This is a genomic window from Tenacibaculum sp. AWR4_210, from assembly GCF_056160945.1.
The window spans coordinates 1-12,527 of record NZ_JBSWYF010000004.1 but is presented as its reverse complement, the minus strand read 5'-3'; the positions used below and the strand labels follow the sequence as shown (position 1 = coordinate 12,527).

General features: G+C 40.1%; 9 protein-coding genes. 7 read left to right on the top strand and 2 right to left on the bottom strand.

Annotation, left to right across the window (positions count from 1 at the left end):
- The 6 genes from nadC to folE all read left to right on the top strand — a co-directional run bounded on the left by nadC (position 1) and on the right by folE (position 6,760).
- Positions 1 to 861 carry a carboxylating nicotinate-nucleotide diphosphorylase gene (nadC, locus tag ACXAG7_RS07975; protein WP_408044780.1) on the top strand — a complete coding sequence of 287 codons (861 nt, stop codon included), beginning with the start codon at positions 1 to 3 and terminating at the stop codon, positions 859 to 861.
- A gap of 12 nt (positions 862 to 873) precedes the next feature.
- A complete protein-coding gene (locus ACXAG7_RS07970) occupies positions 874 to 2,979 on the top strand; it encodes a M3 family metallopeptidase (protein ID WP_476666542.1) in 2,106 nt (701 codons plus the stop codon).
- A gap of 9 nt (positions 2,980 to 2,988) precedes the next feature.
- Entirely contained in the window at positions 2,989 to 3,558 is a 570-nt protein-coding gene (locus tag ACXAG7_RS07965) for a pentapeptide repeat-containing protein (protein ID WP_408044778.1), read from the top strand.
- A gap of 18 nt (positions 3,559 to 3,576) precedes the next feature.
- Positions 3,577 to 4,518, top strand: coding sequence for a YihY/virulence factor BrkB family protein (locus tag ACXAG7_RS07960; RefSeq protein ID WP_408044777.1), 942 nt, complete (start codon positions 3,577 to 3,579; stop codon positions 4,516 to 4,518).
- Positions 4,519 to 4,662: 144 nt separating this feature from the next.
- Positions 4,663 to 6,027 (top strand): histidine--tRNA ligase, encoded by a 1,365-nt coding sequence (gene hisS, locus ACXAG7_RS07955; RefSeq protein WP_408044776.1) that lies wholly within the window; start codon positions 4,663 to 4,665, stop codon positions 6,025 to 6,027.
- Between the two features lie 64 nt (positions 6,028 to 6,091).
- Positions 6,092 to 6,760, top strand: coding sequence for a GTP cyclohydrolase I FolE (folE, locus tag ACXAG7_RS07950; RefSeq protein ID WP_408044775.1), 669 nt, complete (start codon positions 6,092 to 6,094; stop codon positions 6,758 to 6,760).
- 114 nt (positions 6,761 to 6,874) lie between these two features.
- On the opposite strand, the gene ACXAG7_RS07945 is transcribed toward folE, so the two are convergent.
- Together ACXAG7_RS07945 and gyrA are read right to left on the bottom strand one after the other, a co-directional pair.
- Positions 6,875 to 8,119 carry a tetratricopeptide repeat protein gene (locus ACXAG7_RS07945; RefSeq protein ID WP_408044774.1) on the bottom strand — a complete coding sequence of 415 codons (1,245 nt, stop codon included), beginning with the start codon at positions 8,117 to 8,119 and terminating at the stop codon, positions 6,875 to 6,877.
- A gap of 13 nt (positions 8,120 to 8,132) precedes the next feature.
- Positions 8,133 to 10,652, bottom strand: coding sequence for a DNA gyrase subunit A (gyrA, locus tag ACXAG7_RS07940; protein ID WP_408044773.1), 2,520 nt, complete (start codon positions 10,650 to 10,652; stop codon positions 8,133 to 8,135).
- 320 nt (positions 10,653 to 10,972) lie between these two features.
- Here gyrA and ACXAG7_RS07935 point away from each other — a divergent pair.
- Positions 10,973 to 12,527: Clp protease N-terminal domain-containing protein (locus ACXAG7_RS07935; protein WP_476666541.1), on the top strand; the 1,555-nt coding region annotated here is incomplete at its 3' end.

Here is a 12,527-nt window from a genome sequence, read left to right as displayed (position 1 = left end):
ATGATTTCAAAAGAACAATTTAATAAAGAGTTAGAATTAATTATTGCCAATGCAATCCGCGAGGATATCGGAGATGGAGATCACACATCACTGTCGTGTATTCCTGCGGAAGCTCAAGGAAAAGCAAAGCTTTTGGTAAAGGATGAAGGGATTATTGCAGGAGTGGAATTTGCGAAGCAAGTATTTGCATATGTCGATAGCGATTTACAAGTAGAAACCTTGATTGAAGACGGTAGTCCAGTGAGTCATGGTGATATTGTTTTCTACGTTAGCGGAAAATCACAATCCATTTTACAGGCAGAACGCTTAGTGTTAAATGCGATGCAACGCATGAGTGCTATTGCGACGAAAACGAAGTTCTTTGCAAACCTTTTGGAAGGAACCAAGACGAAAGTGCTCGATACCCGTAAAACAACTCCAGGCATCCGAGCCCTCGAGAAATGGGCAGTGAAAATTGGAGGTGGTGAAAACCATCGTTTCGCTTTGTACGATATGGTGATGATCAAAGATAATCACATCGATTTTGCAGGAGGTATTACTCAAGCTATACAAAAAACACAGCGCTACCTTGCTGAAAAAGGCCTCGATATAAAAATTATTGTGGAAGCGCGTAACTTAAAAGAAATCGAGGAAATACTTCAAAACCCGGGTGTATACCGAATTCTTATCGATAATTTTAACTACGAAGATACCCGAAAAGCAGTGGCCATGATCGGTGATACTTGCTTGACAGAATCATCAGGAGGAATCAATGAAACTACGATTCGCGCGTATGCGGAATGCGGTGTGGACTTTATTTCTTCAGGGGCTTTAACACATTCTGTTTACAATTTAGATTTGAGCTTAAAAGCTGTTGACTAAACTACTATATACATGAAAAAATACCTAAACTTAACTGCCGGTCTCGTATTACTTATGGCTTGCCAAACCAAAGAGACCACAAAAGATACCACTCCTATGATAGCCACGGAAAACCCATTACTAGTTCCAAGTACTTTAGCGTACGGAGCACCGGATTTTACGAAGATCAAAAACGAACATTTCATGCCTGCTATGCTTAAAGGAATGGCCTTACAGCAAGAAAAAATAGCAGCTATAGTAGCCAACAAAGAAGCAGCTACTTTTGAGAATACCATCTTAGCATTGGAAGAGAGTGATCGAGATTTGGACCGTGTGAGTTCGGTATTTTATGCATTGGCAGGTGCGCATACCAATGATACCATCCGTGCTAATCAAAAGGAATTGGCTCCAAAAATGTCAGAGCACAATGATGAGATTTATTTGAATACAGCCTTGTTTGCTCGTATCAAAACCGTTTACGAACAATTGGACAGCTTAGAGTTGGATGCTGAATCAAAGCATTTGGTACAAGAGTATTACAAGAATTTTGTAAAAGCCGGAGCTAATTTGTCTGAAGAGAAAAAGAAGCAACTTAAAGAAATCAATGCTGAACTGGCGAGCTTAACAAATGATTTTGGTAAAAAATTACTCGATGCTAGTAAAAAAGGAGGTCTTACACTCCAGCAAAAAGAACAGTTAGCTGGCTTGTCAGATGAAAAGATAAAGGCACTCAAAAAAGGAGATGCTTATGAAATCCAATTGATCAATACCACACAGCAACCTTTATTACAAACGCTTGAAGATAGAGCCGTTCGCAAAGAGCTGTTTGATAAATCAATCCACCGTGCAGACCAGGGGGAATTTGATACCAGTGCGCTCGTTGCTAAAATGGTGACCTTGCGAGCGCAGAAAGCTGCCTTATTAGGTTTTGATAATTTCGCGAGTTGGAGTCTACAAGGAACTATGGCTTCAAATCCTTCAAAGGTATTCGAAATGTTTGCTGGATTGATTCCTGGAGCTTTGGAAAAAGCAGGAGCAGAAATTAAAGAAATTCAAGCGGAAATCGACAAGGAAGGTAAGAAATTTACCCTAGCTCCTTACGACTGGAACCATTATGCAGAGAAGGTTCGCAAGTCGAAATACAATTTAAATGAAGATGAGGTAAAACAGTATTTTGAACTGACCAACGTGCTTGAAAAAGGAGTTTTTTATGCCGCGACAAAGTTATACGGAATTACCTTTAAAAAGCGTACCGATATCCCAACTTACCACCCAGATGTCGTTGTTTATGAGATTTTTGAAGAGGACGGTAGTAAGCTAGGATTGTTTTACGGTGACTTTTTTGCCAGAGATAGCAAGCGAGGAGGCGCCTGGATGAGTACTTTTGTAAAACAATCGAAGCAACGAAATCAAAAACCGGTCATTTTCAATGTGTGTAACTACGAAAAACCGGCGGCTGGAGAGCCTGCGTTGATAAGTTTTGACAATGTAGAAACTACTTTCCACGAATTCGGACATGCCTTACACGGTTTGTTTGGGAATCAACAATACGAATCGATTTCAGGAACCAGTGTGGCTCGTGATTTTGTAGAGTTTCCTTCTCAATTTAATGAGAATTGGGCTACCCATCCGGAAATTTTAAACAATTATGCCTTACACCACGAAACAGGAGAAGTGATACCGGCAGCCTTGTTGGAGAAAATTAAAAATGCAGGGACCTTTAATCAAGGCTATTCACTCATAGAAAACTTGTGTTCGTCGAGCTTGGATATGAATTGGCATACCATCGGTACTGATATGGTTGTTACAGATGTAGCTAAATTCGAAAAAGAAGCGTTGGAAAAAATGAAATTGCAATTGGCAGAAATTCCTCCGCGTTATCGCTCAACGTATTTTGCACATGTTTTTGCAGGCGGGTATGCCGCAGGGTATTACTCGTATTTGTGGACGGAAATGTTGAGTCATGACGCCTACGATTGGTTTAAGAACAACGGCTTGTTAACACGTGAAAATGGACAGAAATTCCGTGAACAAGTGCTGTCTAAAGGAAATACGATGGACTACGCTGCCATGTATAAAGAGTTTGCAGGGCGTGATCCGAAAGCGGCACCGATGTTAAAAGCCAGAGGATTAAAATAGCAGCGTTCTATGAATGAGTATTACGCTCAAAAAGAATATCACAAAGTCAGATTTACGAGTGAAGCACTCAGTAAATCTGACTTTGATGCTTGTAGGTTTGTACATTGTGATTTTTCAGACCTGGCCATTCACAGTTCAGAATTTTTGGAATGTGAATTTGAAGACTGTAATTGGAGCAATACCAAGGTTCGTGGAGTTAGTTTTAAAGAGGTAACTTTTACAGCCTGTAAAGTACTCGGTGTCAAATTTAGCGAAGCAGATCCGTTTTTATTCAAAGCTGATTTTGAAAACTGTCAGTTGAACTACAGTTCTTTTTACCGAGTTGCCATGGCAGGGTTTGAGTTTAAAAACTGCGAACTTGTCGCCGTTGATTTTACAGGAGCAAATCTGACGGCAAGTACTTTTGAAAATTGTTTGTTAAATCAAGCTGTTTTTGAGGAATCCAAGCTAGAAAAAGTTAATTTTGTTACAGCTCAAGGATTGTCCCTAGACCTCGATAAAAACCGTGTCAAGGGAGCGGTATTTTCCAAAGACCAACTAGAAGGGTTGTTGCGAAAATATCAAATTATCGTCGAGTGAGTTTAAAATACGGGAGCTATGACCAAACCTATTGAAAGTAGATTAGAAAAAATACCGATCATCAATATCTTGGTGAAATTTGGAAAAACGATTAAGATTCCTGGTTTAGAAGGAATGTCGTTGTACGACGTGATCGAAATGTATATCATGGGCATCGTTAAAGGAGCGTTGACCACGAGAGCAGGGGGGATTGCCTATAGTTTTTTTATGGCGATATTTCCATTTTTGCTATTTATCCTTACGCTCATACCTTACATTCCTATCGACGGTTTTCAGGAAGGACTTTTTTCGTTGATTCAAGAGGTGTTGCCTCCCAAAACATTTGATGCCGTAGACGGAGTGCTGCGCGATATATTAAACAATCAGTACGGTGGACTTTTATCTTTTGGTTTTTTAGCGTCGATCTTTTTGATGACCAATGGAGTGAATGCTATTTTTGGCGGATTTGAATATTCGTATCACGTACAAGAATACAGAAACATATTGCGCGCCTATATCATATCGCTAGGGGTGTCACTACTCATGAGTTTCTTTTTGATAGTCACCGTGGTATTTGTCTTGCTGTATCAGATAGCCTTGGCTAAGATCAATGAGAAAGGGTGGTTCAATACCAGTGATTTAGATTTGTTTTACTACGGTAGAGGATTGCTGTTTTTAATTATGATTTTTACCATTGTATCCCTCTTGTTTCGCTATGGGACGAAACAGGGAAAAGACTTGCGGTTTTTTTCTCCAGGCGCAATATTGACCACTGTTGTGTCGATGTTCACCTTTTATTTATTCGGGATTTACGTGGTAGAGTTTGCGAAGTACAACCAACTGTACGGGTCGATTGGAACCTTATTGATTTTGATGCTTTTTGTGTGGCTCAACGCGATAATTTTATTGTTAGGCTTCGAACTGAACGCTACGATTTTCCGATTAAAACATACAAATAAACTTTCCGATTCTGCTGATTAATTCTGATATTTGTGGGCTCAATTTATCACAGCGCTGAACAGTTGTCAAACCAGCCCAGGGCTAGGAAGCTATTTTTGCTTAAACCGCTGTTACCGAGGAGTGCTAAATTGAGTACGAGAATTGAACACAGATAATCAGAACACTATGAAGCCAAGTATTCCAAAGGGAACGAGAGATTTTTCGTCAACGGAAGTTGCGAAGAGGAATTATATATTTTCAATTATCAAGCAATCATTCGAGCATTTCGGTTTTCAACCTATTGAAACGCCAAGTTTTGAAAAGTCAGAAACCTTGATGGGGAAATACGGTGAGGAAGGAGATCGTTTGATCTTTAAAATTTTGAACTCGGGAGATTACTTGAGCAAGGTAAATGACGATTTATATACCGCTAAGGACAGTCAAAAAATGACAGCGAAAATATCGGAAAAAGCCTTGCGTTACGATTTAACAGTGCCGTTTGCTCGTTATGTAGTACAACATCAGAACGATATTACTTTTCCTTTTAAACGTTACCAAATCCAACCTGTTTGGCGTGCAGACCGTCCGCAAAAAGGACGCTTTAGAGAATTCTATCAATGTGATGCCGATGTGGTAGGAAGTACTTCGCTTTGGCAAGAAGTAGATTTTGTACAGTTGTACGATACTGTTTTCAGTGCTTTAGGCTTGGAAGGAACGACAATTAAGATGAACAATCGTAAAATTTTGGCGGGAATAGCTGAGGTGATCGGTGCTAAAGACAAGCTGATTGATTTTACGGTAGCACTTGATAAGCTCGACAAAATAGGAAAAGATGGGGTTGTAAAAGAGATGATCGCAAAGGGAATTTCTGAAACAGCCATCGAAAAGGTAGCACCACTATTTGATTTTTCAGGAAGTAGTGCTGATAAATTAACCTCTCTAGAAGGAATGTTGGCCGATTCGGAAGAAGGGATGGCTGGTGTAAGTGAATTGCGCTTTATAGTACAGGCAATTGAAGAACTCGGATTGACTTCAGCGAAATTGGACGTAGATGTTACTTTAGCAAGAGGATTAAACTATTACACCGGAGCTATTTTTGAAGTAGCAGCTCCGGAGCAAGTAAAAATGGGATCTATCGGAGGTGGAGGTCGTTATGACGACTTGACAGGTATTTTCGGACTAAAAGACGTGTCGGGTGTGGGTATCTCTTTTGGGCTTGACCGAATTTATTTGGTGATGGAGGAGCTCGGGTTGTTTGAGCAAGTAGCATTGCCTAAACCTAAAGTGGTGTTCTTAAACTTCGATGAGACTGAGAATATAGCGAAAGTAAAGGCGATAAAGACTTTGCGTACTGCAGGAATCAATGCCGAATTGTACCCAGATACAGCTACGAGCAACAAGCAACAAAAGAAACAATGGAAATACGTAACCAATAGAGGCATAGAATTTGTTGTTACCGAAGTACGAGAAGATAAATTTACCATCAAAGAAATGCAAGGAGGGGAGCAAAAAGAGCTCACTGTAAACGAAATAGTGAATTTGATAAATTAACTTACCTGTTTGTTGTATCTTTGCAAAATCAATTTTGAAAAAAATGTTCGAACTAAATAATAATATGAACGAAGATAGAATTGACGAAATAGGAGAAAACCACATCGGAACATCTGCTAAAACGCCTTTGCGTGCCGATGCTTTTGATATTTCGGACAAGGAAAAAATAGAACGCATCCAAGAAAATGTAAAAGAGATTTTAGAAACTCTTGGAATGGATTTGACGGACGACAGTTTACAAGGAACTCCTAAGCGTGTAGCGAAGGCTTTCGTAAACGAGATTTTTAGTGGGTTAAATCCTGCTAACAAACCAAAAGCTTCGACTTTTGAGAATAACTACAATTACGGAGAGATGTTGGTGGAGAAGAATATCGTAGTGTATTCTACTTGTGAGCACCATTTGTTACCGATAGTAGGACGCGCGCACGTTGCGTATATTTCTAATGGGAAAGTAATTGGACTTTCTAAAATGAATCGATTGGTAGAGTATTTTGCGAAGCGCCCGCAGGTACAAGAGCGTTTGACGATGCAAATTGTACAGGCAATGCAAGAAGCACTAGGAACAGAAGATGTTGCTTGTGTGATTGATGCGAAGCACTTATGTGTAAACTCTAGAGGAGTAAAAGACATCGAAAGTAGTACGGTTACTGCTGAATTCGGTGGGAAGTTTAAAGAAAAGGACACCAAGAAAGAATTCTTAGGCTACCTTCAAATGGAAACGACTTTTCACTAAGGTAGTACAACCGAAAGCATAAAAAAAAACAGTCTGAGAGAACCACTTTTAGACTGTTTTTTTATGTGTAAAAATTAAAAAAAGCTGAGCAAATTGCTCAGCTTTTTTGTGATATTATCTCATTGATTTGTATAAATCTCTGAATTCTTTAGCCTTGTCAGACATTTCTAATACTTCGTAAATGTTCATTAACGTTTTTACAGTATCGATATTTCTGTTTAAGCTATCCGCTTTTTCTAAGAAAGGTAAGGCTTCCTTATAAACTTCTTTTTGTTGAAGTGCTAACTGATCGTACTTTTTAAAGTTCGATAAGTTTTTGTTCATTTCTTCAACAATTTTCTTGTCTTTGTCTAATACAGTAACGGCTAAGTTCATGTAAGCATCTGAGTAATCAGGCTTTAATTCGATCGCCTTTTCGTAGTACTTTTTAGCGTCCTCAACACGTCCTTGGTTGTAGTTTACAACACCTAAGTTATAGTACAAAATTGGGTTGTTAGGATCTAAAGAGATCGCTTCAGACATCAACTCACCAAACTTATCCATACGCTCTAACTCAATGTATAATTGCGCTTCGTTTAAGATTAAGTTCAAATCTTTTGGATTTTGCTTACGAGCTTCAGCCATTGCGTTGATCGCTTCTTCAGTTTTACCTTGCTCTTTTAAGATCAAAGCAACACTCTTTGCCATACTTGCTACTTTCGATTTGGTTTTTCTTACAGTAGGCTTGATGTACTGCTTAGAACGCACCATTAAATCTCTTTGTGCTTTTGAGCTAAATGGCTCTACTTTACCTGTCGCTTTGTTGGTAGCGATGTACTGCGTTTCGATACCGGTATAGCCCATATCTTTTAACTCCTTGTAGTACCCTAAGGCTTTCTCGTAGTTTTTAGATTGCGTATAGGCTACTGCTGCGTTGTACATAAAAGAAGTATCTTTTGGGCTCAACTGATAGGTCAAGTAAAAGTACTTACCAGCGGTATCGTAGTCTTTACCTTCGTTGTAAACTTTTACTGCTTTTTTAGATACGTCCTGAATCATTTTGTTTAATAAAGGAGCTGCATCTTTTGTATAACGCTCTCTGTCAATCTCCTTCTCAAAAGCCAATAACTTATTAAAAGCAGCTGCTGAGGTAGCGTAATCTTGCTTTGCTGCATACGCTTTACCTTTCAAGAAGTAGAACTTAGCTTTGTATTTATCATCTGCATTAGCAATTAACTTTTCAGCAGCGTTAATTGAACTAATAGCTTGTGCGAACTGTTGTTTCTTAATAGCTTTCTCCGCAGCCTTTAACTCAGCCTTCTGTGCAAAAGTTGCCATAGACGCTACACCTAAAGAAAGTGCTAAAATTTGTTTTTTCATTCTTAATTAAAATTTATTGTTGTTCTTGGTTCTCGTCATTAGAGTTTTCAATTTCCATGCCAATTTCTAATTGACCATCTTGTTCTTCCTCTTCTTCTTCGTGCATTACTTTTGCAACAGCAGCAATACTGTCGTTGTTTTTTATGTTGATTAAGCGCACTCCTTGCGTTGCACGTCCCATCACACGTAAATTCTCAACAGCGAGTCGGATTGTCAAACCAGACTTGTTGATAATCATCAGGTCATTGCTGTCATCCACGTTTTTGATGGCTACTAAATTACCTGTTTTTTCAGAAATATTCAACGTTTTTACTCCTTTACCACCACGGTTTGTAATACGGTAGTCTTCGAGCTTCGAACGCTTTCCGTATCCTTTTTCAGAAACTACGAGAATATTGCTCTCCATATCATTAACAGAAACCATTCCGATTACTTCATCTTCGTCGTGTTGTAAGCTAATTCCGCGAACTCCAGAAGCTGTTCTACCCATAGGGCGCGTTTTTTCTTCTTCGAAACGGATGGCCTTACCAGACTTTAATGCTAACATCACTTGGCTGTCACCAGTGGTTAATTTTGCTTCTAGTAATTCGTCGTCTTCCTTAATAGTAATGGCGTTGATACCGTTTGCTCTAGGACGAGAATACTGCTCTAGTGGAGTTTTCTTAACGCGTCCTTTCTTGGTAGCCATAATAACGTAGTGGTTATTGATGTACTCTTCGTCTTTTAAGTCGGCGGTTACTAAGAAAGCTTTTACCTTGTCGTCTTGTTCGATGTTGATCAGGTTCTGAATAGCGCGTCCTTTGGTGTTTTTACCTCCTTCAGGAACTTCGTATACACGCATCCAGAATACTTTTCCTTTTTGGGTAAAGAACATCATGTATTGGTGGTTGGTAGCCACAAATAAGTGTTCCAGGAAGTCGGCGTTACGCGTGGTAGCTCCTTTCTGACCGCGTCCTCCTCTGTTTTGCACTTTGTACTCGTCGAGGTTGGTACGTTTTAAATACCCAGCGTTTGAGATGGTTACCACTACTTTTGAATTTGGAATCATGTCTTCGATACGCATGTCTCCACCAGCGTACTCGATTACAGATCGACGTTCGTCACCGTATTTGTCTTTGATGAGTAATAACTCTTCTTTTACGATGTTGTAGCGTCTTTCCTCGTTCGCTAAAATGTCTTTTAAATCGGCAATGGTTTTGATAATTTCATCGTATTCATTGCGCAATTTATCTTGCTCTAGTCCTGTTAACTGACGCAAGCGCATTTCAACAATAGCACGGGCTTGAATTTCAGTAAGTTCAAAGCGTTCGATGAGCTTTTCGCGAGCCTCGTCAGCATTTGACGATCCTTTGATGAGTTCAATTACTTCGTCGATATTATCAGAAGCGATAATCAATCCTTCAAGGATGTGTGCACGTGCTTCAGCTTTGTTCAGCTCGTACTGCGTTCTGCGAACGATCACTTCGTGACGGTGTTCTACGAAGTGGTGGATGAGTTGTTTTAAATTCAACTGCTCTGGACGTCCGTTTACCAAGGCGATGTTGTTTACGCTAAACGACGTTTGTAATTGTGTATACTTAAAGAGCTTATTTAAAACGATATTAGGGATGGCGTCGCGCTTTAACACGTACACGATGCGCATTCCTTTTCTGTCTGATTCATCGCGGATACTCGCGATACCTTCTAATTTCTTTTCGTTTACCAAGTCAGCAGTTTTCTTAATCATTTCTGCTTTGTTTACCTGGTAAGGGATTTCGGTAACGATGATACATTCACGTCCTTTTACTTCTTCAATAGAAGCTTTGGCGCGCATTACAATACGTCCTCTTCCGGTGTGGAAAGCGTCACGTACCCCATCGTATCCGTAAATGATACCTCCGGTAGGGAAGTCAGGAGCTTTGATGTGTTGCATTAACTCATCAATCTCTATATCTCTATTATCTATGTAGGCTACTGTACCGTTAATGACCTCCGTTAAATTGTGAGGGGCCATGTTGGTCGCCATTCCTACGGCAATCCCTGAGGCACCGTTTACTAGTAGGTTAGGAATTCGCGTAGGTAATACAGTAGGTTCTTTTAATGTGTCGTCGAAGTTTAATTTGTGATCTACAGTGTCCTTTTCGATATCTGATAACATTTCTTCAGATATTTTTTGCATACGAACCTCCGTATAACGCATTGCTGCTGGGCTATCGCCATCCACAGAACCGAAGTTTCCTTGCCCGTCAATCATCATGTAACGCATACTCCAATCTTGCGCCATACGAACCATTGAATCATATACTGAGGTGTCACCATGCGGGTGATACTTTCCCAGTACTTCTCCAACGACTCTCGCTGATTTCTTGTAGGCTCCTGTAGCTTTAATTCCTAACTCATGCATTCCGAATAAAACTCTACGGTGTACCGGCTTTAATCCGTCGCGTACATCTGGTAGGGCTCTCGAGACGATCACCGACATTGAGTAGTCAATGTAGGCTGATTTCATTTGTTCTTCAATGTTGATAGGAATCAACTTTTCACCATCTGCCATATATTTTTGTTTAAAATATTAGTACTCGTTTTTCTATAAAAAAAAATGAATTTTATGTACCATAAAACCCCTTTTTCTAGTGCTCCCAAAAGCACGTGTTTTCTAAAACATTGCAAGATACAATAATGGGAATTCATACACAAAGTTTGGACTCGTGAATTGACTAGAGTTATTAACAATTTTCGCAGTAGTTTGAAATTTTTTTATGAATATCTCGACTTTTTATGAAAGTCAACTTGTCATAATTGGTCTTTGTGGCATTTTTTTTGTTTCTTTATTAGAAAAAACTCACTAACTTTACAAATAGACAAATCAATTTTATGGACGATAATTTTTCACCACAAGTTAGAGATGTGATCACCTTCAGTAAAGAAGAGGCACTGCGATTGGGGCATGACTTCATCGGTACAGAGCACTTACTTTTAGGGTTGATACGAAAAGGAGATGGGAAAGCCATTGAAATCTTGACTACATTTGATGTAGATCTCGATTTGGTGCGTAATAAATTGGAGAAGTTAAATCCCTCGACCCCAGCGATCGGTAGCAACCAAAAGAAGAGTCTTCACCTAACGAGACAAGCAGAGAAAGCTATTAAAACAACCTTCTTAGAAGCAAAGTTGTATCAGAGCAATGCTATCGATACCGCACACTTGTTGCTGTGTATCCTACGCAATGAAAATGATCCGACAACAAAACTGTTACAGAAGTACGATATCGATTACGAACAAGCGAAAGCACTATATAAAGAATTACACGTGGACGATTTTTCATCACCAATAGCGGAAACGCCTTCAGACGACGAGTTTGCAGACGAGAAGAGCAACCCGTTTGGACAACAGTCATCGCGAAGCAAACAACAAAAGAAGTCTAAAACTCCTGTTTTAGATAATTTTGGACGCGATTTAACGGCTTTGGCAGAGTCAGGGAAGTTAGACCCAGTAGTAGGACGATTAAAGGAAATAGAGCGCGTCTCTCAAATTTTAAGCCGTCGTAAAAAGAACAACCCGATGCTTATCGGTGAACCAGGAGTAGGGAAGTCTGCCATCGCGGAAGGCTTAGCCCTGCGAATTGTGAACCGCAAGGTGTCGAGAATTTTATTTGACAAGCGCATCGTATCGCTCGACTTAGCGAGCTTGGTGGCGGGAACAAAGTACAGAGGACAGTTCGAAGAGCGTATGAAAGCTCTGATGAACGAACTCGAAAAGAACGATGACATTATTTTGTTTATCGACGAAATTCACACCATAGTCGGTGCCGGAGGAGCTACGGGCTCACTCGATGCTTCGAATATGTTGAAGCCGGCCTTAGCAAGAGGTGAAATTCAATGTATCGGTGCCACCACCTTAGATGAATACCGTACGAATATCGAAAAGGACGGAGCTTTAGAGCGCAGGTTCCAAAAGGTAATCGTAGATCCGACTACTGTGGAAGAAACGGTACAGATTTTACACAACATCAAAGGAAAGTACGAGTCGCATCACCACGTAAACTTTACGGATGAAGCTATCGAAGCCTGTGTGAAGTTGACCAATCGCTACATGACCGATCGTTACCTTCCGGACAAGGCAATCGACGCTTTGGACGAGGCGGGATCGCGTATTCACATTACAAATATCGTAGTGCCACAGCAAATATTAGAGCTGGAAGCAAAACTAGAAGAAATTAGAGATCGCAAAACCAAAGCTGTAAGCGGACAGAAGTACGAAGAGGCAGCGAAGTTACGCGATGACGAAAAGAATTTAGAAATGGCCTTGGAGTCAGCGCAGGCGCAATGGGAAGAGGACTCAAAGCTTCACCGAGAAACAGTTACGGAAGAAAACGTGGCTGAGGTAGTATCGATGATGACAGGAATCCCTGTAAATCGCGTTGCAGAAG

Coding starts and splice junctions, on each gene's coding strand:
- nadC (WP_408044780.1), top strand. CDS start 1: ATGATTTCAAAAGAACAATTTAATAAAGAGTTAGAATTAATTATTGCC.
- ACXAG7_RS07970 (WP_476666542.1), top strand. CDS start 874: ATGAAAAAATACCTAAACTTAACTGCCGGTCTCGTATTACTTATGGCT.
- ACXAG7_RS07965 (WP_408044778.1), top strand. CDS start 2,989: ATGAATGAGTATTACGCTCAAAAAGAATATCACAAAGTCAGATTTACG.
- ACXAG7_RS07960 (WP_408044777.1), top strand. CDS start 3,577: ATGACCAAACCTATTGAAAGTAGATTAGAAAAAATACCGATCATCAAT.
- hisS (WP_408044776.1), top strand. CDS start 4,663: ATGAAGCCAAGTATTCCAAAGGGAACGAGAGATTTTTCGTCAACGGAA.
- folE (WP_408044775.1), top strand. CDS start 6,092: ATGAACGAAGATAGAATTGACGAAATAGGAGAAAACCACATCGGAACA.
- ACXAG7_RS07945 (WP_408044774.1), bottom strand. CDS start 8,119: ATGAAAAAACAAATTTTAGCACTTTCTTTAGGTGTAGCGTCTATGGCA.
- gyrA (WP_408044773.1), bottom strand. CDS start 10,652: ATGGCAGATGGTGAAAAGTTGATTCCTATCAACATTGAAGAACAAATG.